Below are 26,052 nucleotides of genomic sequence, written 5' to 3'. Positions count from 1 at the left end.
GCATACACCCAAGCCGGGTATAAGATTAGAACATAATATCAATGGCCTCTAGCTCATCTTGTTCCTGTTCAGATTGACCGTTCAGGGAAATATCTTTCAGCAACATCGAAGGCTGTTCACCAATTTGGCTGATGATTAAGAGCAGATCCTGAGCGAAATTATCAATCAGATTGCGTGTAAACAACTTGGTCGCATATTCAAACTGCCCGATCATTCCCTCATCCAGCACCGAAATGACCAAAGTCAGATCGAATTGAGCAACTGTATGCTTTTCCGGATAAGATTCGATCTGGATCTCTCCGAAGTTTTGAACGTTATCTTCCTTCGTTTCCAGAGCAAACATGACATCGAATACAGGATTGCGGCTTAGATCTCGCGGTACCTGAAGTTTCTTCACAAGCTCCTCAAACGGATAATCCTGGTGATCGTAAGCCCCCAGCATCGTTTCTTTGACTTCGTTCAAGTAAGCAAGGAATGTTTTCTCTCCCGACGGATAATGGCGAATGGCCAACGTGTTGACAAACATTCCGATCAGTGGCTCCAAGTCGGTATGTGTACGACCCGAAACCGGCGTGCCTACAATGAAGTCTTCTTGCCCCGAGTACTTGCTGAGCAGGATAGAATAGGCCGCCGATAATACCATATAAAGAGTAGCACCGTTCTGACTGGCGATGCGTTCCAAGCTTTCCGTCATCTGCTGGTCGATATTGAAAGGTAGCACATCTCCCTCAAAGCTGCGAATGACAGGTCTGACAAAATCCGTAGGCATTTCAAGCGTCGGCAGTTCTCCTTCCAGCACGTCCAGCCAATAGGATTCCTGACGTTTCAGCTGTTCTTTTACAGGCTCAGACTGTTGCCAAGCGGCATATTCCTTGTATTGAATTCGAAGCGGTTCAAGAGTCTCGCCGTTATACAGACGTAAGAGTTCTTCGACGAATATGCCCATCGACATGCCATCCGTGATGATATGATGGATGTCCAGCATAAGCAAGTGCCGTTCCGCTTCCCATTCAACTAAGCCCACACGTAGCAGCGGCGGCCGCTCCAAATCAAAGACTCGCACAAATCCGTCTGCGATATTTCTCGTTTCACTTTCTGTCGCTTTGGTATACTCGACGGCAAACTCCAAGTTCGGATAAATTCGTTGTACGGGTTCACCGTCCACCATCTCGAACCCAGTTCGCAAAACTTCATGACGAGCGATTAATCCTTTGAGCGCGGACTCGAATTGATTCCGTTCCAAACGCCCGACGAGAACCGTCATGCCTGACATGTTGTAACTAAGCTCCGCGCCCTCCATCTGTTGCTGGATGTACAACCGTTTTTGCACGGAGGAAAGCGGATAGTAATCCTTCTGATCCAGCACCGGAATGGATCGGTGTTCCTGCCACTCCAATTGACTGATTATTTCAGCCATTGATTCAACCGTCGAGTGTCGGAACACATCGCGCAGCGGCAAGTCTACACTCAACTCCTTGTGCACCTTGCTAACCAGCATTGTCGCCCGTAAGGAGTGCCCGCCAAGATCAAAGAAGTTATCCGTTACACCTATTGTTATTGGTCCGAGCACGTCCTGCCAGATGGCGACCAGTTTCGCCTCTAGCTTGGTTCGCGGCGCCACGGTTTCGCGTCCTCCTCCAGCTCCTTCTTCTGGCGCTGGCAACGCCTTCCGGTCAACTTTCCCATTCGGCGTTAGTGGCAAGTTTTCCAGTTCTACAAAGTACGATGGGATCATGTAACCTGGCAACTCCTGGGCCAGCGCGCCGCGCAGATCATTCACTGCCAGATCCGTTCCCATATCCGACGTGTAATACGCACATAGCACTTTCTGCCCGTTTGCGTCATTTCGAACCAGAACGACTGCTTCCCGTACATGTTCCACCTGTAGTAGCTGTGACTCAATCTCGCCTGTTTCGATCCGGTAGCCCCGGATTTTGGCCTGGTTATCCATTCGACCGATGAAGTCCACGTTGCCGTCTTTCGTCCATCTCGCCAAGTCTCCCGTGCGATATAAACGCTCACCTGCTGAGAACGGGCTGTCTACGAACTTTTCTTCCGTCAGCTCTGGACGGTTCAAGTATCCGCGCGAGACCCCAACTCCGCCGATAACCAGTTCGCCCAACACCCCGACAGGCACCGGATTCAGGTGTGCATCCACAATGTAAAACTTCGCATTTAACCACGCTTTTCCGATAGGCACATGCCCTGTCTCGGGCAGCATTTCCAGTGACTCGTCGTAGAAACTGGAGTCAATCGCTGCTTCCGTTACACCATAGGCGTTGATGATTCGGAATTGAGAGCCGAAGCGTTCCTGCAAGATCCGATAATCGGCCACGCTGCAACTGTCCGAACTTGTGATGATGAGCTCCATCTGACTCATATCCAGCTGATTTTCATGCACATATTCCATAAACGGCACAATCAGCGCTGGCGTCGATTCAAAAATAGTTACCCGCTCCTGCTCAATCCAGTGATGCAGACGCGATGGATCGATCCGGTCGTCCTTCGGCACAATGACCATCGTGCCCCCGTTGTATAGCGTGCGTGCAATATCGCCCACGAACACGTCAAACGAGAAGCTTGCCAGCTGTAACAGCCGCACCGGGAACTGATCCAACCGATATTCCCGTCGGTAGCCTGCCGCCGTATTCACCAGGCTGCGGTGCTCGATCATGACGCCTTTAGGCTGTCCCGTCGTTCCCGACGTATAGATCACGTAGGCCAGATCCTCTGGTCGGACTTCATGGAAGCTGTCCATACCAGAACTTATCGGCGCATTTGCCCGCTCCTCGCTGTACGATGTTTCGTCATCGAGATACAACACATCCGCCAACGCTAGTTCCTCTTCGTCCAACCATGTTTCAGCACGCTCTCGCAGTGGCGTTTGCGTTAATAGTACCTTTGCTCCACTGTCTTCGAGCATGAACCGTACACGGTCTGCCGGGTAATCCGGATCGAGCGGTACATACGCGCCGCCTGCTTTCCAGACAGCGAGCACGGCTACCAGCAAATCCACCGAACGTTCGGCAAGAATACCGACGATGGATTCACGGCCGATGCCGCTTGCACGCAGTGTAGCGGCCAAACGGTTCGCCCGCTCATTCAGCTCCGCATACGTTAGACGGTCGTTCTCGTATACAACGGCCTCCGATTCAGGCGCTTGCTGCGCCTGTTCCTCGAACAGACGATGAAACGTAGCTGCAGGAGCAGCTTCCACTTCTGAAAGCGCCGGGTTAAACGCGCAGAGAATTTGTTCTTTTTCCACAGTGGTTAAGATATCCAATTCAGCAATGGTCCCTGACGGGTTACGGAGAATGGATTCGAGCAGTTGCAAGTAATGGGATGCCATATTCTCCACCGTTTCGGTTCTATAGAGAGCTGTGGCATATTCAAACAGATATTCCAACCCTTCCTCAATCTCCGTCACGTCTAAACTTAGATCGAATTTAGAAACAATCTCTTCGCTGGCGTACGTCGATAAGCGGAGTCCAGGAAGCTGGATTTCCAAATTCTCTGTATTCTGCAAAGCAAACATCGTATCAAACAACGGATTACGGCTTAGGTCCCGAGCCACGCCCACCTTATCTACCAGTTCTTCAAACGGATAATTCTGATGTTCAAAAGCACCCAGGGTGGTCTCCTTGATTTCCTTCAAATAGTCTAGGAACGTCTTATCGGCAGCCGGATAACTGCGAATAGCCAAAGTATTAACGAACATACCGATCAATGGCTGAACGTCACTATGATTTCTTCCCGCAATCGGCGTACCGACGACCACGTCTTCTTGTCCTGTGTATTTCTGCAACAATATCGTATAACCAGCAAGTAGAACCATGTAAAGTGTTGCACCGTTCTCGGATGCAAGTCGTTTCAGACCCTCGCTTTGCTCGCTATTCATAAACAATTGAAGTGTACGTCCCTCGTAACGCTGCATTGTCGGGCGCGGATAGTCAGTCGGCAATTCCAAAACCGGCAGTTCTCCGCGGAACATGTCCAGCCAGTAGGCTTCTTGCTTAGCAAGCTGCGCCTTCTGCTCGTTTGATTGTTGCCATACCGCGTAATCTTTGTACTGAATGCGGAGCGGATCAAGCGACTTACCGCTGTACAAATGTACGAATTCTTCGATTAGTACGTCCATCGAGACACCGTCAGATACGATATGATGCGTATCAAACATCAGAATATGCCGGTCCGGCGCCAGTTCGGCAAGACCTACACGCAGCAGTGGCGGCTTCGCAAGATCAAACGGACGAACGAATTGGCGCACCGTCTCTTCCGCTTGATCTCCGCTGATATGCACATATTCCACATCGAAGACGACTTCATCATAAATCCGCTGAATCGCTTCGCCTTTTATCATCTCAAAGCCAGTACGCAGCGTTTCATGACGAGCTACGAGTTCTCGGAATGTTTCCGCAATCCGCTGTCGGTCAAGCTCACCTTCGAGCATCATAGCTCCCGGTATGTTGTAGCTCAGCTCGGCTCCTTCTAGCTGGTTCAAAATATAAAGACGTTTCTGAGCGGAAGAGAGCGGATAATACGCGCTCGGTTCCGCAACCGGAATAGCTGTGAACGAGCCGTTCTCCAGCTTCTCCATAGCCGTGGCCATTTCCTTAACCGTGGAGTAGCGGAATACGTCGCGAAGCGGGAATTGTACGCCTAGCTCTTTATGCATTTTGCTGACCAGCGTTGTCGCCCGCAGAGAGTGTCCGCCCAGATCGAAGAAATTGTCGGTTACGCCCACTGTTTTCTCCCGCACAAGCACATCTTGCCAGATAACAGCCAGCTTGGCCTCCAGTTCGGTGCGCGGAGCCACATATTCACGACCTCCATCTGCTCCCGTCTCTGGTGCCGGCAGTGCCTTCCGGTCGATTTTCCCATTCGGCGTCAGAGGCAGATGCTCCATTTCTACGAAGTATGACGGGATCATGTACCCCGGCAACTCGCTTGAGATGGCTCGTTTCAGGTCTGCTACGGTTAAGCCTTCTTCCGCAGTATAATAGGCGCACAACGCTTTCTGACCTTCTTGATCTTCCCTTACTACAACGACGGTTTCCTTCACACCCGTTGCACGCAGCAACTTTGCTTCGACTTCGCCTGTTTCAATCCGGTAACCCCGGATTTTTGCTTGGTTGTCCATCCGACCAATGAAATCCACGTTGCCGTCTTTCGTCCATCTTGCCAAGTCTCCCGTGCGATACAAACGCTCACCTGCTGAGAACGGGCTGTCTACGAACTTCTCTTCCGTCAGCTCTGGACGGTTCAAGTATCCGCGCGCGACCCCAATCCCGCCAATAACCAGTTCGCCCAGCACCCCGACAGGCACCGGATTCAGGTGTGCATCCACAATGTAAAACCTCGCATTCAACCACGCTTTTCCGATAGGCACATGCCCTGTCTCGGGCAGCATTTCTAGTGGCTCGTCGTAGAAACTGGAGTCAATCGCCGCTTCCGTTACACCATAAGCGTTGATAATTCGGAATTGCGAGCCAAAGCGTTCCTGCAAGGTTCGATAATCTGCTACGCTGCAGCTGTCCGAACTTGTGATAAGCAGCTCCATCCCGCTCATATTCAGCCCCTGCTCATGCACATATTCCATAAACGGCACAATCAGCGCCGGCGTCGATTCAAAAATATTGACCTGCTCTTGCTCAATCCAGTGGTGCAAACGAGACGGATCGATCCGGTCATCCTTCGGCACAATGACCATCGTGCCTCCGTTATATAGCGTGCGCGCAATATCGCCCACGAACACGTCAAACGAGAAGCTGGCAAGCTGCAATAGCCGCACCGGGAACTGATCTAATCGATATTTCCTCCGGTATCCTGCCGCCGTATTCACCAAACTGCGGTGCTCGATCATAACGCCTTTAGGCTGTCCTGTCGTTCCCGACGTATAGATCACGTAGGCCAGCTCCTCTGGTCGGGCTTCGTGGAAGCTGTCCATACCGGAGATTTTACCGGAGACGGAGTCCGAAGCTATACCAGATTTCACCGTGAAATCCTCCTGCTCATCGCTATACGATTCCTCGTCGTCCAGATACATTACCTTCGCCAACGCTAGTTCCTCTTCACCCAGCCATGTTTCAGCACGCTCTCGCAGTGGCGTTTGCGTTAATAGTACCTTTGCTCCACTGTCTTCGAGCATGAACCGCACACGGTCTGCCGGGTAATCCGGATCGAGCGGTACATACGCGCCGCCTGCTTTCCAGACAGCCAGCACAGCTACCAGCAAATCCACCGAACGTTCGGCAAGAATACCGACGATGGATTCACGACCGATGCCACTTGCACGTAGCGTAGCCGCCAAACGGTTTGCCCGCTCGTTCAGCTCCGCATACGTCAGACGGTCGTTCTCGTACACGACGGCCTCCGATTCAGGCACGCGCTGCGCCTGTTCCTCAAACAGACGGTGGAACGCAAGCGCAGGAGCCGTTTCTGCTTCCGGTTGCGCCGGGTTAAAGCCACCGAGAATCTGTTCTTTTTCCGCCGCAGTCAGCAGTTCCAACTGATTCACACGGATGTTCGGATTAGCTGCAACCTGCTCCAGTGCCCGGGCAAAATGACCGTAGATCGATCTGATATCTTCTTCTCTATAGGTCAGTGCATTGTACGTAAACCGCAGCCAAATATGCTCTTCCGGAATGACGGTAATGTCCAGATCGTAATTCGTTTGCTCCGGTGACTGGATATTAGCGATTTTCAGCGCTTCTTTCCCCCCGCCAACGACCTGCTCAATCTGTTCCTCCATCGGATAATTTTCAAAGACCATAATATGGTTGATCAAGTCGCGCTTTTGCTTACTCAGCGACTGAATTTCGAACAATGGATACGTTTCATAAGCCCCTGATGTCAGTGCCTGATCCTGCGTTTTTCTCAAAATATTAGCTACCGTTTCGGATGCTTTGCCTTGAATACGAACCGGGATGGTATTAATAAACAAGCCGATCATACTTTCGATGCCTGGAATTTCAGCCGGACGCCCGGATACGACCGAACCGAATACGACATCCTCACTGTTGTTGTATATTTGCAGAACCAGTCCCCATACCGTTTGCATGAATGTGTTAAGCGTCACCTGCTGCTGGCGTGCCACCTGTTCGATTTTCCCGGTCAGTTCCTTGCTGAGTTCCACATCCATTTCAGCCATCTCAAAAGCATGCTGATTTACCCGCGCTTTTTCCTGAGGCAATCTGGTCTGCTCGTCGTAACCCTTCAAATACTCGGACCAGTAGTGTGAAGCTTTCGCAACATCTTGCGTTTCCAGCCATTCGATATACTTGGAGTACGAAGTAACCGGTGGAAGCTCCAGCTTCCGATTCTCTTGCAACGCGAAGTAGGTGTCGAACACTTCCTTGATCATAAAGGACATGCACCAGCCGTCCATCAAAATATGATGGTGACTCCAGATCACGTGGTAGGACTCATCGGCTGTACGCAAAACGGTAACGCGCATCAGTGAGCCTTGAGCCATATCGAACTTGTTCGCTTTATCCGCGCTAACGAAATCGGCTATGGTCTTCTCCATGTCTTCACCGCTTACCGAGCGAATATCTTCAAAGTACACTTCACACTTTCGCTCACGAAATACCACTTGAATCGGCTCGTCTCTCCAGCCCGTAATAAAGTTGGTCCGCAATGCCTCATTCCGTTGCACTAACGTATCCAATCCTTTAGCAAAGGTTTCGACATTCAAGCTTCCGTGCAGATCGAAGGTCACCTGTTCGAAGTACGCTTCCGAATCAGCATCCAGCAGACTGTGGAACAACATCCCTTTTTGCAGCGGAGTCAGGGTATACACATTCTCCAGTTCTCCAATCGCCACCGTCTGTTCAGCTAACTGATTTAATTCCTCCACTGTCACATCTTGAAGTAATACATCACTTGGTGTAAGCTCTGGTCGCTCTTTCGAAACACAATAAAGGATAACTTCGCGTAAACTCGATTGAAGCAAGGTTCCTAATTTCTCTATCGTTTCCCGTTTATACTGGGTCTCCCCGTAACGGATCGTGAATTCCAGCATGCCTTCTGACACCATACCATTGATATCGAGGACAAAATCCATCACTGCATTCGGGCTTGAATCCGCGCCCGCATTGAACGGAGAAGAGTGCAAACCGTTGCTTTCCACATCCTGGTCGAACTGACCCAAATAGTTAAAGCTGATCTCCGGTTCCAAAGCGAAGCGGTTGCCGTCACGCGGTGCCGACAAATAACGCAGGATGCCATAACCGATTCCTTTGTTCGGAATACGGCGCAAGCTTTCTTTCACCTGTTTTACCTGATGACCGAGAGCCTGAACATGACTCAGCTCCAGTACAACAGGGAATTGACTTGTAAACCAGCCTACTGTACGTGTAATGTCCACATCTGGCAAAAGTTCTTCCCGGCCGTGGCCTTCGAGATTCACCAACACACGTTCCTGACCGCTCCAAGCTTGTACCGCAAGGCCAAGCGCGGTCAGCAGCAGATCGTTCATTTCCGTATGGTATGCACGGTGTGCCTGCTTCAGCAGATGGTCCGTTTCCTCTGCTGACCAGCGAACAGTCACAAGCCCGCTGTCCTTCAGTTTGGATCTGCCTTGTTCAAAATCTTTTGGAAGCGGCTCATAGGTCATTTGCTCGACATGTTGCCAATACGTTCTTTCGCTATCGATTGCCGAGCTGTTGGCATATTCAGCGAGCTGTTTTGCCCACGTTTGGAATGAATCCGTTTTGAGCGGTAATCGAATGGGTTGCCCTTGCAACGCATGCTCGTAGCTGGTAGCCAAATCCTCAAGCAGAATTCGCCAGGATACACCGTCTACAACCAGATGATGAATCGCAATGAGCAGATGATCGCCGTCGTCACAGCGGAACAAACCGAGCTTCACCAAGGGGCCGTTTTCCAGATCTATGCTCGCTTGAATGTCATTCGCCTTAGCCTCTACCGTTTCTTTAACGTCGCGGACTCCCTTGAGATCGACAACTTCCAGATCGAACAGCACTCCATTCTCCAGGACGCCACGATTCCAAGCCGTATAACCGTTCTCACTTTGGCGGTAAACGGTGCGAAGAGCGTCATGATGCACAACTAGCTGATGCATCGCATGGCGTAAAACTTCTTCGTCAAAACCTTGCTTGGAAAATTGCATGAACGCCTGGTTGCTATGATGTATGTCAGCCGGATTTTGTTCAAAGAACCAACGCTGAATCGGGGTCAAGATAACGTCACCCGTCACTTCGGCCTGGCTAGCCGTTTTTTCTACCGTTTGCAGTCTTAAGCTAAGGGCAGAAATAGTCGGGTAATGGAACAAATCTTTCATGACCAACTTGTAGCCCGTTTGCAAAAGACGGGACGATACCTGCAAGGCCTTGATCGAATCACCGCCGAGCGCAAAGAAATTGTCCTTTGTGCCGACCTGATCCACACCAAGTACAGACTGCCATACTAACGCAAGTGCTTGCTCAGCATTAGTACGTGGAGCCGTGTATGCAACCTCGGCGCGAATACTCCCTTCCGGCACAGGTAACGCTTTTCGGTCTACCTTTCCGTTCGGCGTAAGCGGCATCTGATCCAAACGCATCATGCGCGCAGGCACCATATGGGAAGGCAGGGCTGTGTCCAGATGAGCCACCAGCCTTTCCAGATCGAAGCTTGAATCCGCTACGACATACGCGCACAAATATTTCTGCCCCCGCTCATCCATCCGATCCATGACAAGCGCTTGACGTACACCAGCCACATTATTCATGGCTGCTTCAATCTCACCAAGCTCGATCCGGTAACCGCGAATTTTCACCTGGTTGTCGATCCGACCGATGAAATCTACGTTGCCATCCGGCATCCAGCGTGCCAGGTCACCCGTCCGGTACAACCGCTCCCCAGCGGTGAACGGGCTATCTACGAATTTTTCCGCCGTCAAATCCGGACGGTTCAAATAACCGCGGGCCACACCTACACCACCAATAACAAGCTCCCCGAGTATGCCTATTGGCACCGGCTTCAAGTTCGCATCTACGATATAGAACTTCGCATTCAGCCACGCCATCCCGATCGGCACACTACCCGTCTTCGGCAGTTTCTCCATCGGCTCGTCATAGAAACTGGAGTCAATCGCGGCTTCCGTTACGCCGTAGCTGTTAATAATACGGAACTGCGATCCGAAGCGCTCCTGCAAGATGCGGTAATCTGCTACGCTACACGCATCTGAACTTGTGATCAGCAACTCCAACGAACTCACATCGAGACCTTCGGCATACACATGTTCCATAAACGGTATGATTAACGCCGGAGTCGATTCAAACACCGTTATGGCATAGTCACGAATCCAGCCGTACAGCCGGGTTGGATCAATTCGGTCGTCCTTCGGTACGATGACCATGGTGCCGCCATTATACAGCGTGCGCGCGATATCGCCGACGAACACGTCGAATGAAAAGCTCGCGAGCTGTAATAACCGGATCGGAAACTGATCTAGACGGTATTCCCTCCGGTAGCCAGATGCCGTGTTCACCAAGCTACGGTGTTCCACTGCCACGCCCTTCGGTCGGCCTGTTGTACCTGAGGTGTAAATAACGTAAGCCAAATCACCCGCCTTGTTCACATTTACAGGATTGGATGCCGGATCTGCTACATGTGTGCTCTTCTCAGCTTCTGCTGTGGCAGAGGTTTCAGCAGTAGCCAATTCCACTTCCGCCTGCAACGTAGCTCTCTCTTCAGCGCATACTTCACCCCAAGCTTGTGTACCTACAGTCCCATTTTCCCCAGCAAGTCCGTACGTTGTCTCGTCATCAAGCGCAAGCACCGTTTGCAGCATTAGATTTGCATCAGTATGCCAGACTTCTGTTTGCTCCAGCAGGCAAGTCTGCGTGAGCAGGACAGTTGCACCACTGTCCGCGAGCATATACTCAATTCGTTCCGCAGGGTAATCCGGGTCAAGCGGTACATAAGCGCCGCCTGCCTTCCATACGGCAAGCACCCCAATCAATAACTCCGTGGAACGACCAGCCAAAATGCCAATCACCTGCTCAGGCTTCACTCCGTGCGTCCGCAGTATATATGCCAAACGGTTCGCTTTGGCGTTCAGCTCCGCATATGTCAGCTTGCTATCTTCGTAGACAACGGCCAGCGCTTCTGGCGTACGCTCCGCCTGTTGCTCAAATCGCTCGTGGAATGTTCTCTCCCGCCAAGCTTCATGTGCTTCCGGACCTGTGCCCTCTTCCTCTTCGGAGGATTGTTTCGCGAGAGCCAGAGACGACACGTCAAACCCAACCAGCAAATCATGCTTTTCGTCATCCGTCAGGAAATCCAGATCCGCAATCCGTGCTCCAGGCTGAGCCAGAATCGACTCCAGAAGATGCTCGTAATGCCCTGCCAGCCGTACGATCGTTTCAGGTCTGAATAGCGAGGTAGCATACTCAATCTTGCAAACCAGCTCTCTCCCTGCTTCCACAATATCCAAGCTAAGATCAAACTTTGCTGTCTTTTCCTCGATGTCGAACAGCGACCATTGCAAACCTTCCATCTTTAAATCCAGGCTCTCGTGCTTTTGTAAAGAAAACATCGTATCAAACAGCGGATTCCGGCTCAAATCCCGGTTCACCTGAAGTACTTCCACCAGTTCCTCAAACGGATAGTCCTGATGCTCATAGGCTCCAAGTGTTGTTTCCTTCACTTCCTGCAAGTATTCCATGAACGTCCGCTCTGCCGCTGGACCCAAACGAAGAGCCAACGTGTTGACAAACATGCCGATAATCGGTTGCAGGTCGGCGTGTGAACGGGCGGCAATCGGCGTGCCGACTACGATATCCTCCTGTCCCGCATATTTATGAAGCAATACGGAGTATGCGGCCAGCAAAAGCATGTACAGCGTTGAGCCCGTATCACCTGCAAGACGTTTAAGGGCTTCACTTTTGGCTTCATCCAGTGTAAACGTGAGCGTTTGACCGTCAAACTGCTGAACAGCTGGACGCGAGAAGTCAGATGGTAGCTCAAGAACCGGAAGCTCGGAGCTAAATACCCCACGCCAGTATTCCTCCTGTTGCTCAACGCGCTGTCGCTGCTCCTCGGATTGTTGCCAAACGGAATAATCCTTGTATTGAATATACATCTCCGGTAACTCTTCCCCATTGTAAAGCCGCACGAATTCACGCAGTAGTACGTCCATAGAAAGGCCGTCGGAACCAATATGATGAATATCCAGTGCGAGCAGGAACTGCTCTTCTCCCAGTTCGATCAGCAGGGCACGTAGCAAAGGCGGCGCGCTCAAGTCAAAAGGCTGAATGAAGCCTTCAAGAATGGACGCAATCTGATCTTCACTGGCTCGAAGCTTCTCGATCTTGAAAGCGACATGTGGATGGATACGTTGAACCGGCTCTCCATTTACGATTTCAAAACCGGTGCGTAACATATCATGACGGGCCATCAAGGTATCCAGTGCTCTTTCCACTCTGGCCTCATCCAGAACACCTTCTAATCGCAAGGCGCTTGGGAGGTTGTAATTCAGCTCCAAGCGATCCAGTTGGTTCAGGACATACAGCCTTTTTTGCGCAGAAGAAACCGGATAGTATGCTTTGTCCTCCGCTTTGGGAATGGAAGTATGTTTCGTTACTTCTAAGCTGGAAATAGCCTCGGCCATCGCCCCTACCGTCATATAGCGGAATACATCACGTAACGGGAGTTCGACGTTCATCTCCTTCCTGATTTTGCTGACAAGGTTTATTGCCCGCAAGGAGTGGCCTCCGAGCTCGAAGAAATTGTTCAGGACTCCAATGCCAGAATAGCCCAGCACTTCCTCCCAAATTTTCACGAGTTGAGCCTCCAACTGGTTACGCGGTGCTACGTATTCAACGCCTGTTTCCATGCCACCTTGTGGCTCAGGCAACGATTTGCGATCGACTTTACCGTTGGACGTCAGCGGCATACGCTCCAACTGCACGAAGTATGACGGGATCATATATCCCGGCATTTCCTCCGCCAACGCAGTTCTCATGGCACTGACTGTAAGCGTCCGATCCGCCACAAAGTAAGCGACAAGCGCCTTCTCACCTCCGCTGTCCTCACGAGCGAGCACCACTGCCTCTTCCACGCCCTCTACATTTAGAAGCTGAGTCTCGATTTCGTCCAGCTCAATCCGATAACCGCGGATTTTCACCTGATGGTCGATCCGGCCTAGATATTCGATGTTGCCATCCGGTAGCCAGGCCGCCAAATCACCCGAGCGATACAGTTTCTCCCCCTCCGCAAAAGGAGAATCGACGAACTTCTCCGCTGTCAGATCCGGACGGTTCAGATATCCTCTGGCTAACCCTTCCCCAGCCACATACATTTCGCCGGACACGCCAATCGGCACAGGACGGCGGTTTTCATCCAGAACGTATACGCTCAGCGTAGGGATCGGTTTACCGATATTACTTTTGGCTGCCTCTATCTCGACCCACGTAATTTCCTTATACGTCACATGAACCGTTGTCTCCGTAATACCATACATGTTGATCAGCTTCGTATCAGGGTATTTCGTCTTGTAGCCCTTGAGCAGCAATGGACTAAGCGCTTCTCCCCCAAAAATGACATTGCGAATCCGCAGATCATATGCATGATCCGTCAATACCTCCCGCAACAGTTGATAAAAATACGTTGGCGTCTGGTTCAGAATGGTGACTTGTTCGTGGCCTAACAGTGCCAGGAAATCGGCTGGATTTTTCGCTGTGAGTGGTGGTACAATGACCAACTTACCTCCGTACAGTAGTGCTCCGTACATTTCCCAGACCGAGAAATCAAAGCAGAACGAATGGAACAACGTCCACGTATCAGACGGTCCAAAGTCGAACAGGTTTTTATCATTAAACAGGAGGCGCACAACGTTTTTATGCTCGATCAACGTTCCTTTCGGTTTGCCCGTCGTTCCCGATGTGTAGATGACATAGGCCAGATTGCCCGGGCCAGAGATCGGTTCCAAGTTCGAGACATCCACCGCACTTCCCAAGTCCGCTTTGCCATCTCCCCAAACAAAATCATCCAATTCAAGCCGAGTTCCAGCGAAGTCCGTCTTCTCATGCAATTTCTTTTGAATCAGCAATAATGGTGCACCGGAATCCTCGATCATGAAACGAATACGCTCTTCCGGATAGTCGGGATCGACAGGCACGTAAGCTCCGCCCGCTTTGAGAATCGCGAGAATGCCGACGACCATATCAAGCGAACGTTCGGCCAGAATGGCCACCAACTGATCCGCTTCGACTCCGGTCTCCCTCAGTTTTCGTGCGAGGCGATTCGATTGTTCATTTAACTCACGGTAGGTCAATTGCTTCTCATTCATAACAGCCGCCACGTTATTCGGGTAGAGCTCTGCTTGTTCTTCGAACAGTCCGTGAATGGTTTGCTGACGTGGGTAGTCCGCCTCCGAATCGTTAAACCCGTGCATCAGCTCGTGGATTTCCTCACCCGTAAGCATTTCCAGTGATGCAATGTCCCTGTCCGGTGCTGCTACGATGGTTTCGAGCAACTTGTCATAATGTCTGGCGAACCGCTCCGCAGTTTCCTGTTTATACAGAGCCGTAGCGTACTCCAACCGACATTCAAGCTGACCATCCAGCTCCGAAATATCTAGTAGCAAATCGAACTTGGATGTTCGGTTTTCCAGCGGATAAAAAGATTGTTCAAGCCCCTCGATGACAATTCGCTCGTTCTCCGTATTTTGCAGGGAGAAGAACGTATCAAAGAGCGGATTCCGGCCAGTCGCGCGCGCAATGTGCAGACTCTCCACCAAGTCTTCGAACAAATAATTTTGATTTTCAAAAGCCCCAAGTGTGATGTCCTTAACTTCATCAAGGTAGGAAAGGTAAAGCTTGGAACGCTCTGGACGGCTACGAATGGCCAGTGTGTTGATGAACATTCCCACGATAGGTTGCACTTCTTCTTGCGTTCTTCCGGCAATCGGCGTTCCTACGATCAGATCTTCCTGGCCCGAATATTTATGCATAAGGATGGAGTACGCTGACAGTAGCACCATATACAGGGTCGTTCCCGTCCGTGCCGCAAGTTCTTTCAACTTCTCCGTTCGTTCTTTCCCGATATTAAACTTTACAGTCCGGCCGTCAAAGCTCTGCACCGCAGCGCGCGGGTGATCCGTCGGTAGCTCCAAAACAGGCAATTCACCCGACAACTGTTCCAGCCAGTACTCCTTCTGCGGCTCAAGCATCAGCCCATAGGCTTCGGAATGTTGCCACACAGCATAGTCTTTGTATTGAATGTGTAGTGGAGCCAGTGCCTCACTCCGATACAGACGACTGAACTCGTCGAAAAGTAACGCAGTCGAAATGCCATCGGAGACGATATGATGCATATCGAACAACATAATGTGGCGATTCTCGGCGACTTGGATCAGGCCGATACGTAGAAGTGGCGGCTTGGTCAGATCAAACGGGCGATAATAAGCCTCCACCATTTGATCTAATTCCTGCTCGTTCACCTGGAAATAATCCACGGCAAACTGCACCTCATCATAGATGCGCTGCACAAGCTCGCCCTGAACCTGCTCGATCCCGGTGCGCAGCGTCTCATGGCGCTGAATCAGTGCCCGGAATGCTTGCTCGACGCGCGTATGATCCAATGCACCTTCGAGTAGAAGCGCCGCTGACATATTGTAGCTACGCTCGGCTCCATCAAGCTGGCGCAGGATGTACAAACGCTTTTGTTCAGAGGAAACCGGATAGTACTCTGCCTGGGCTGCCTTTGTAATCTCGTATGTCTCCTGCTGCTTTAAACTACCGATTCTCTGGGCCAACTGTTCAATTGTGGTATAGCGAAAAACGTCCCGCAGTGGTACCTCGACTTGTAGTTCCTTCCGAATCTTGGAAACCAGCGAAGAGGCCCGCAAAGAATGCCCTCCCAATTCGAAAAAGTCATCTTGAACGCCAACTCGCGCAATACCCAGCACCTGTTGCCAAATGAGAGAAATCCTTGTTTCAAGCTCTGTGCGAGGTGCTACATACTCATGTCCTGCCTCTACCTCTCCGCTCGGTTCAGGCAAGGCTTTACGGTCAATTTTACCGTTCGGTGTGAGTGGAAGCTTATCGAGTGATACCAATCGAGCCGGGATCATATGGACAGGCAGTTCTTTCTTCAATAGAGACAGCATATGGCTTATCTGCAAGGAAGCATCGCCAGCCACGTAACCACACAAATACTTCTGCCCCTGCTCATCCGTACGGTCGATTACTACAGCTTGTTTAATGCCAGGATAACGTAACAACGCCGTTTCAATCTCTCCAAGTTCGATTCGGAACCCGCGAATTTTCACCTGGTAGTCGATCCGGCCGATGAAGTCCACGTTTCCGTCTTCCAGCCAGCGGGCCAGGTCCCCTGTCCGGTACAGACGTTCGCCCGGCACAAACGGGCTCTCTATAAACTTCTCGGCGGTTAAGTCGGGACGGTTCCAGTACCCGCGCGCGACCCCTGCACCACCAATGACAAGCTCCCCCGGAATCCCTATAGGCACTGGCTTTAATGCTGCATCAACAATATAAAATCTGGCGTTCAGCCAAGCTTTGCCGATGGGCACATGGCCCGACGGCGGCAGTTTGTCCAACGGCTCGTCGTAAAAGCTGCTGTCAATCGCCGCTTCCGTCACGCCGTAGGCATTAATAACGCGAAATTGTCCGCCGAATCTTTCCTGTAACAAACGATAATCGTTGACACTGCAAGCATCCGAGCTGGTAATCAGCAACTGCATGGAGCTAATGTCCAGCTTTTCTTCATAGATATGTTGCATGAACGGCAGAATGAGCGCAGGCGTTGATTCGAATACCGTAATGTTTTGATCCCGAATCCAGCCGTATAAACGGTTTGGATCAATCCGGTCATCCTTCGGCACAATCACCATCGTACCCCCGTTGTACAGCGTGCGCGCGATATCTCCGACGAATACGTCAAACGAGAAACTCGCCAGTTGCAGCAGCCGTACCGGGAACTGATCCAATCGGTACTCAAGGCGGTATGCATCCGCCGTATTTACGAGACTACCATGCTCAACCATGACACCTTTCGGATGTCCCGTTGTACCCGAGGTGTAAATCACATAAGCCAAGTCTTGCGGAGCACTGTCGACAGAGTCAAATTTCATGCCAACCGCGTCCCCGGTATAAAGCTGCTCATCGTCCATGGCATAAACCGCTTGAAGCTTCAGCCTGTCATCAGCCAGCCAACCTCCGGCCCGCCCCAACAAATGACGTTGCGTAAGCAACACCGATGCCTCGCTGTCGCTTAGCATATACTCGATTCGCTCTGCCGGATAATCAGGATCTAGCGGCACATAGGCTCCGCCCGCTTTCCATACAGCGAGTACCCCTACCAGCAGTTCGACCGAACGTTCCGCCCAGATCCCCGTAATGCTCTCCTTTCCCACGCCCTGTTCACGAAGGAGAGCAGCCAGACGTTCGGCGCGCTCGTTCAATTCGCCATACGTCAGCTGTTTGTCCATGTAGATGGCTGCAGGATGATCCGGTATTTCCCTTGAAAACTTTTCAATATATCGATGAAACGCTTGTGCCTCGCTGAGTTCTGCCACTGGCGGGTTGAAAACGTTCAATATGCGATGTCTCTCCTCATCACTGAGCAGAGAAAGTTCACATACCCGTAGTTCGGGTGTCTGAAGGAACTGATCCAGAACCGTTACATACTGTTCCATAATCCGATCGATCTCGGCCTTGTTGAACAGGCCAGTACGGTAAGAAGCATGCAGAATGACATGTCCTTCATTCAGCATATGGTCGAAGCGTAGCAACAAATCATCCATCTCATGTCTGGCAAAATGAGCCTCCAGGCGTACTTTGATTTCTTCGTACTCCTCAATTTTCAGAGGCAGATATTCCAGAGATGTGCGGAAAAGCTCCGACAGATCGTTCCGTCCATGTTGCTCACGCAAATCCTGGATCAATTGGTTATACGGATATTTCTGATACCGCAGATCCGCCGTATTTTCCTTGGAAACGGTTTGGATCAGGGACATCAGATGAGCGTCTGGATCAAGATGAATCCGTGTGGCCACAGTGCTGACGAACATACCAATGGTTTCTTTTTCCTTTTTGCTGGTACGATTGGCGAAAACCGTGCCGACCGGCACATCGGTGCTGTCAGTCAGCTTGTACAGCAGGGCGTACATGGTGGACAGAAATAACGTATATAAGCTGACCTGATATCGTTCACTGAAGGCCAGAATGCGTTCATACCGGGAACCGTCCAAAATGATGGCGAGTTTATTGGACTCACTGCCAACGGAGAATGATGGCACCGATTTAATGCCCGTCGTTTCAGGCAACGTACTGTACTTTGTAAGCCAATATTCCTTGCCTTTTTGATAACGTTGTGATTGCTCATACTCTTGCTCAGCAGAAATATAATCCAAATAAGAGGGAGCCTGATCATTACCTGAGATATCTTTATCTCTGCCATTCTCATTCTCATTCTCTTTGACTTTGCCTTTTACCTTACCTTTGTCTTTGCGCAGTTTCAGATATTTTTCCATCACGGCATGCAACAAAGCATTTACGGACAAACCGTCAGCAATGATATGATTTATCGTCAAATTAAGCCATACCTGACCGTTCGCAAAATGAATAATTGTAAATTGGTAAAGGTTTTCGTCAAACACGCTTACCGGTTTTTCGCTTACTTCGTTTACCCATGTATAAAATTGTTCAGTTGTATCTAATTCGAGGTGGCTTATCCTGGCTTGCACATTCTCCAGTTCTTCAAACCACTGTGTTGGATGTTGTAAATCTCCACTAAGACGGATGCGGAAAGCATCATAGGTTTTGACGATTTCACCCGTCGCTTGCTCCAGAAGCGGTGTGTCAATCTCACCCGTAATTTGGTAAGTTGCGGAAAGCATCGTGATGGACGTACCCGGATTCATAATTTCCATAAACCATATTCGGCGCTGGGCTTGCGTTAATCCGTATTGCTTGTTGGTATTTTCTCTCACATCGACACACTCCCGTTTTAGAGATTGTTTGTTAATAAGTTGAATTAAAGGGTTTTACACAGACCACTCCGATGACAGAATAACCTTCCAATCGCTGTTATCCCCAGATTTTTTTGATCCATTTCTAAAGGGAAAATCCGGTGATAAAGGCGAGCGCTTCGCTTTTCCAGGTTTTTTCTGTCCTCTCCTTTTTTGTGTAAAAAAATAGTTCAACTTATATAAATCAGCTAACCGTACAGCCGGGCGTAATAACCTCCGAGCGCGAGCAGTTCCTGATGCCGGCCCCGCTCAACGACTGTCCCTTGGTTCATAACCGTAATCAAATCTGCATGTTCCACGGTGCTGAGACGGTGCGCGATCAGAATAGTCGTACGCCCCTTCATCAATACGTTCAGAGCCTGCTGTACCCAATGCTGGGATTCGTTATCCAGTGCAGAGGTTGCTTCGTCCAGCAGGAGAATTGGTGCATTCTTAAGAATCGCCCGCGCAATCGCAATGCGCTGCCGTTGTCCGCCTGACAACGATGCGCCTCTCTCTCCAACTGACGTTTGATACTTCTCAGGAAGTTCCTGAATAAAATGATGAGCGTATGCCGCCTTGGCAGCTTCGACAACTTCTTCATCCGTGGCTTCCGGCTTGCCATAGCGGATATTTTCCTCAATCGTGCCTGCAAACAAGAACGGCTCCTGCGGAACATAAGCAATCTGCCTGCGGATTTCCTCCAGTGTGTAATGGCCAAATGCTTTGCCTTGGAGCAGGATTTCTCCACTGTCCACCGGATAAAAGCCGAGCAACAGCTTGATCAGCGTACTTTTGCCGCTACCGCTGGCTCCCACAATTGCTGCGACCTGGCCGGGAAACACCTTCAAGGACATGCCTTCAATCACCTTTTTATCCATCTGATAGGAAAATTCCACATCGCGAAACTCCACCGCAGCATCCGAAAAATGTTTACTATCTGGAGATCCCAGTCGCTCTGGTTCCTCTTCCTCTGCAAGTACCTCTTGAATCCGGTGAGCCCCCGCGAGCGAATTCTGAGTCATGGACAGAACCATCCCCAGGTTCAATAAAGCGTGCGTCAGATTCACTTGCAAAACCGCCAGGGCAGCAACACTCCCCATTCCCATAAGTCCATAGGCATAGAGAAGACTACCGATGACGATAATGCCACAGAACGTGACGTAGCTAATAAAATGATTCACCGCAGCCTGCATGCCGTTCTTCTGTGCAGTTTGCCGAAGCGTCTGAGTCATCTGTTCGTTCAACGTCTCATACTGGCTATAAATTGAACGGATTCGAAACAGTTTCACCATCTGAATGCCGCCCATGAAATCTTTGAATTTTTCAGTCATTTTACCAAGCGTTTGCAATCCTTGTTCGGACAAGACACGAATATCTCGTGCAAATTTCAGGCTGACCGCGGAGGACAATAGCAGAATGACAAAAGATACGCCAGCAAACCGCCAATCGATCAACACCATGGAAACAATAGAACCGATGCAAAAAACAACTTGTAACAACAGAACGAAGTAAACCTGTGAAAATGTAAACTCAACTGTCGTTACGTCGTTGTTCACCCGTGACAACAAGTCCCCATGGTGCGTCTGCTCCAGAAATCTCGGACGGACTCGGCACAGCTTGTTATAAAGACGCTCACGGATGTTCAGTACAGTCAGCTCGACACTCCGCTGGTACAAGTAAATGAACCAGGGCGAAATAATATTTTCCAGAAACAGCGCCGTGCCCAAAATGATAAAAGCATTCACCATCAGAGACGTGTCTCGAGATACGGCGAAATCAACCAAGTTATGTACAACCAAACTGAAGGCAATCAGAAACAATGTCTGGGTGAGAGCCGTTACAGCCAGGCCGGTGGCGTACTGCGTTTTTTGCTTGCGGTTCATAAATGTCAGCAAATAGCCAAGTTCTTTAACTTGCGAGATCCATCCGCCCTTTTTCATGTGTGCGCCACCTCCCTGCGTTCGGCGGACTCGGTAAACTCCTGGTAGTAAGATTGGGCATACAGCCCATTCATCCCCAGTAATTGTTCATGAGTGCCCTTCTCCACAATATTTCCCTGTTCCATGACCCAAATCTCGTCGACACTTTGTACCGTAGAAAGTCGGTGAGCAATAACCATAGTTGTTCTCTGTTTCATCAATACACCCAGAGCTTTCTGAACCGCACTTTCCGACTCCGGATCAAGGGCCGACGTAGGCTCGTCCAACAACAGCACGGGAGCATCCTTTAAAAAGGCCCGAGCCATGGCGATACGCTGACGCTGTCCGCCGGACAAAAATCCTCCGCGCTCTCCGACATACGTCTGATATCCATCAGAGAGCTGCATAATGAAGGAATGCGCCTGAGCAACTTTGGCAGCTTCAATAATCGCGTCCATCGATGCTCCCTCCTGCCCGTAGCCAATATTTTCGGCAATCGTCCCGCTAAACAAATACGAATCCTGAGTGACCACGGAGAAATGTGACCGCAGTTGCTCCGGATCGGCACCATCAATCTGGTTGCCAAACACGCGGATTTCGCCTTCGCCTTTCTCCGGTAGCGGATAAAAGCCGCAAACCAGCTTAAACACCGTGCTCTTCCCTCCGCCGCTCGCCCCGACAAGAGCAATCGTCTTACCTTCCGGTACCGAGAAGCTAACATTCCGCAGGATCGGAGAGTGATCTTCATATCCGAAGGTTACATTCTTAAATTCAATAGGAGCTGCGTTCGCCTTCGGAATTAAACGGCCATTTTCTGTTTCGGTTGGTTGCTCAACGATGTCGGAAACCCTTCTCAAGGCACCGGCCATTTCGAACGTACGCGTGATAAGCTCGGGAATATGTTCCAGCGGTTCCAGACACAGATTCAGCAAGTATAAGAAGGCTACAAGTTCTCCCGCGCCTAACTGCCCTTGATAGATCAAATAACTTCCGTAACTGACTGCAAAAATGATCGGACTGATCATCAGTGTAGAAAGCAACGGGTTGACCCAGGCTTCCCGCTTTTTTACCGCCAGTTTTTTTTGAGCTGTCAATTGCAGCAACACTTGGTAGGATCGAGATAACATTCCGGATAACAGGTAGCTTTTTACAACAGGCATCCCCCCGAGCGTATCCTGGAGGTTAACGTTCATTCGGCCCATATTGGTCTGAGCTTCCTCCGTCAACCGCTCCAATTGCTTGCCAATCCACTGAGAAACCAGCAAGGCTACCGGAAATAACAGCAGACTGTACAGCATCAGCTCCCATTGGAGGTAGATCAAATATGCAAAACAGCCAATGAACAATAGCGGATGATAGAACCACTGGGCAAAATCCCGAATCATAAACTGCTGGATGAGCTGCAGATCATTGTTGATCCGTGACAGCATGTCACCCGAGTGTTGCTTTTCCAAATCGGAGACCCGAAGTTTGCCAATATGACGCATGACATCGTTACGGACATCCTGAACCGCAGAGGCACTGCTTCGCTCCACGCCGAAACTCATGAAAAACTTCGCAGGTACACCGATCAGGATGACCACAAAGACCGCATACACGATCTGTAACACGATTGGCCCTGCCCCTTTCTCGGCCTGCGTGGTCAGTTGCTCGATCAGACTTCCCGTCCATATCTCAATGACGGCCGCAGCAATTGCGGACAATATACCGACGATCATCCAGCCCTTGTGACGGCCTACATAAGACATCAGCCAGCGAAACGCTTTCCATGTGGCGTAAGCGGTGTGACGCTTGGAAGGTTCCGCTGTGACTTGTTCTCGAACGAATGGTTGCCGCTCAGCTTCCATGCAGTACTCCAGCCTCCGCCTCAATCTGCCGCTTAACTTGCTCTAAAATATCCCTGATGACAACAGCTGTTTCATCCACACGGGCAAGCTCTAATAATTCCTCGTGCGCGCCTTCGAGACGATAATCGGTGTAAACTTGCCTTGTTGCCCGCTGCCAGGACGGCAAATGATGCTCCACACGAAAAGCCTCGCTGTCCTTCGCAATCAGTTCATAAATCCGGGCCGAGATCGTTCCAGAATTAATAAGCTGCGCCTCATACATCAAGGTTGCTTTAACCTTCCGATGAACCCTCTCCCGTACGAGTGAGTTACTCATTAAGTCCTTCTCTTCTTCGTCAAAATCGGCAAGCATTTCTGCAAGCTCTTTCTCTGACGTTTCAGCAGGCGTCAGCGTTTCCTTAATCCACGAGTCCACCATAAGCACGTCCGTTACGACATGCCCTCTTTTTTCCATCACTTTAGCTACCTCAAACGTCAGGTTGCCTCCAAAGCAATAACCGAGTAACACGTAGGGCCCTTCTGGCTGGATGCGAACAATCTCATCCACATAGCGGTTCAGCATGGACTCGTAATCGGTGGCATCGTCAATAAAATCAATACCGTAGAGTATGAATCGTCCATCGAGCCTACTTGCAAGTTCCCGGTAACCTATGCCGAAGCCGCTACCGGGAGGGAAGCAGAACACGTTAAGATCACCTGTTTTATTCAACTTAATGAAAGAGTCTCCCCCTTGATCTAGCCCCATATCTCCCTCTCCAAAAGCCATGGCTTCAACGGTGAAATGATGGAACTCGCGGTTCAGCGGGATCTCAATTCCTGTTTCATCGTAAACAGCTTGAACGAGCCTCATCAGGCTTAACGAATTGCCACCGAGCTCAAAAAAGTTATCCTTTACTCCGACCTGCGGAACGCCAAGCGTATCTTGCCATACACGGGTGATTTTCATCTCAAGCAACGTTCTCGGCGCGACATATTCGGCTTCCCTGGCCGCGGTTTCCCCTGGCGCGGGCAATGCTTTGCGATCAATTTTCCCGTTCGAGGTCAGCGGCATCTGCGGAAGCTGAACGAAGTGAGAAGGAATCATATACCCCGGAAGTTGCTTGGAGAGTTCCTCCTTAAGTTGATGCGCCGAAAACCTGGTTTCTGCGACGTAATACGCAACAAGAAGCTTATTACCGTTCGCGTCGTCGCGATCAAGCACTTTGGCTTCCTGCACAGCTTCAATCTTCAGCATCTGGTTCTCGATCTCATCCAACTCAATCCGGTACCCTCGAATTTTCACCTGATGGTCGATCCGGCCTAGATATTCGATATTGCCGTCTGGTAACCAAGTTGCCAAATCGCCCGTGCGGTACAGTTTCTCCCCCTTCACAAACGGGGAATTGACGAACTTCTCTTCTGTCAAGTCCGGACGGTTCAGGTATCCTCTCGCAAGGCCTTCTCCAGCAACGAACATTTCACCCGCTACACCAATTGGAACGGGTTGGCGGTTTTCATCCAGAACATACACACGAAGCGTGGGGATAGGCTTGCCGATATTACTCTTCGCCGCCTCTATTTCGGTCCACGTAATTTCCTTATATGTCACATGAACGGTCGTTTCCGTAATGCCGTACATGTTGATCAGCTTTGTCTCCGGGTACTTCGTCTTGTAACCCTTGAGTAATAACGGACTGAGCGCTTCGCCTCCGAAGATGACGTTACGAATCCGTAGATGATATGCATGATCGACCAAGACCTTACGGAGCAACTGGTAAAAATACGTTGGCGTCTGATTCAAAATCGTAACTTGTTCGCGGCTTAGCAGCGCCAGAAAATCAGCGGGACTTTTCGCCGTCAGCGGTGGTACGATGACCAGCTTACCTCCATTCAGCAACGCTCCGTACATTTCCCAAACAGAAAAATCAAAGCAGAAGGAGTGGAACAGTGTCCATGTGTCGGCTGGCCCAAAATCGAACAAGTTCTTGTCGTTAAACAGAAGACGCACGACGTTTTTATGCTCAATTAGCGTTCCTTTAGGTTTACCGGTCGTTCCTGACGTGTAGATAACATAGGCCAAGTTCCCCGATCCAGATATCGGTTCTAAGTTTGAAGAGTCCAGTGTACCTTCGGAGCCGAGTCCATTCTCTTCCCAAACAAAATGATCTAATTCAAGCCGAGTCCCTGCGAAATCGGTCTTTTCATGCAAATGCTTTTGAATCAGTAATAACGGTGCGCCTGAATCTTCGATCATGAATCGGATGCGCTCCTCTGGATAATCGGGATCAACAGGCACGTAAGCCCCGCCGGCTTTGAGAATCGCTAGGATGCCAACAACCATATCAATCGAGCGTTCGGCTAGAATCGCTACCAGTTGGTCGGCTTTGACTCCTGTCTCCCGCAACTTCCGCGCAAGGCGATTGGATCGCTCGTTCAATTCGCGGTAAGTCAACTGTACTTCATCCATGACAACGGCTACGTTGTCCAGGTAAAGCGCTGCCCGTTCTTCAAACAAGCCGTGAATGGTTTGCCCACGTTCAAATCCGGTTTCGGTGTCATTAAATTGATTCAGGAGCGTTTCCCTCTCATCTGGAGATAGTACATCGGCTTGTCCAATCTCCAGATCGGGCTGAAATAAAAGTAAGGATAGTAGCCGAACCAAATGGTCGGCAGCCTGTTCCACTAACGCATGCTCATATCGCTGCCCGTCATAACTTATCTCCAACTTGATCGAGCTGTCTTCGCGGTCGAAGCGAAAAATCATATCGTTCACCATCCGGTTGCTCAGCGGTTCAGGATGAATCGGGGCGAAGGTGACCACGGTATTAATGACCGGGAAGCCGTCCTTCGTGTAACCCAGATGGAGCGGCTCCACCATTTTCCGAAAAGGCAGGTGCTGATGCTCCAATGCCTCGCCGATGGAGGTTTTAATTCCTCCAAGTAACGTTTTAAGTGTCGTCTGATGGCTTACATCCGTTTTGATGACCAGGATTTCATGCGACGTCGGCATCTCATCCGCTTCTGCATGATAAGAAGGCATACCGACCAGTACTTGACCCTGCCCTGTATATTTGAACAGCAGGCCTTTTACTCCTGCCAAAGCAACCATGTATATCGCCAAATCGGAACCACTCGCTAGGCCAATAATTCTCTCCGAGAGCTCGCTTGGCAGAGTGCGGTGAATCAAGCCCGGCTTGGCCTGGACTTCCCCACTTGCAGATAATTTGGAGGATTGACTGTAAGGAAGGAAGCTCAGGCTATCACCGGCATCAAACTTGCTGCTCCAGTATCGTTCTTCCTTTTCAAATAAAGATCTCATGGA

General features: G+C 50.4%; 4 protein-coding genes. All 4 read right to left on the bottom strand.

All coding sequences use genetic code 11. From position 1 onward, the window contains the following. Positions 1 to 25 precede the first annotated feature (25 nt). Positions 26 to 18,964 (bottom strand): non-ribosomal peptide synthase/polyketide synthase, encoded by an 18,939-nt coding sequence (locus tag M3629_RS25505; RefSeq protein ID WP_251511307.1) that lies wholly within the window; start codon positions 18,962 to 18,964, stop codon positions 26 to 28. 227 nt (positions 18,965 to 19,191) lie between these two features. Continuing rightward, positions 19,192 to 20,925, bottom strand: a complete 1,734-nt coding sequence (locus M3629_RS25500) for an ABC transporter ATP-binding protein (RefSeq protein WP_251511305.1) — start codon at positions 20,923 to 20,925, stop codon at positions 19,192 to 19,194. Beyond that, entirely contained in the window at positions 20,922 to 22,751 is a 1,830-nt protein-coding gene (locus tag M3629_RS25495; protein ID WP_251511303.1) for an ABC transporter ATP-binding protein, read from the bottom strand. Before M3629_RS25495 ends, M3629_RS25500 begins: the two co-directional genes overlap by 4 nt. Next, a complete protein-coding gene (locus M3629_RS25490; protein ID WP_251511301.1) occupies positions 22,741 to 26,049 on the bottom strand; it encodes a non-ribosomal peptide synthetase in 3,309 nt (1,102 codons plus the stop codon). The genes M3629_RS25495 and M3629_RS25490 overlap by 11 nt, the downstream gene beginning before the upstream one ends. Positions 26,050 to 26,052 lie beyond the last annotated feature (3 nt).

Origin of the sequence: Paenibacillus polysaccharolyticus (assembly GCF_023714295.1) — a bacterium.
In the GTDB taxonomy this organism is placed as follows: domain Bacteria; phylum Bacillota; class Bacilli; order Paenibacillales; family Paenibacillaceae; genus Paenibacillus; species Paenibacillus polysaccharolyticus_A.
Note: the sequence above shows the minus strand (reverse complement) of the source record. Positions and strands in the feature narration are given on the sequence as shown.

Excerpts from the sequence above, each read along its gene's own strand:
- M3629_RS25490 (WP_251511301.1), bottom strand. The coding sequence starts at position 26,049 with ATGAGATCTTTATTTGAAAAGGAAGAACGATACTGGAGCAGCAAGTTT.
- M3629_RS25500 (WP_251511305.1), bottom strand. The coding sequence starts at position 20,925 with ATGAAAAAGGGCGGATGGATCTCGCAAGTTAAAGAACTTGGCTATTTG.
- M3629_RS25495 (WP_251511303.1), bottom strand. The coding sequence starts at position 22,751 with ATGGAAGCTGAGCGGCAACCATTCGTTCGAGAACAAGTCACAGCGGAA.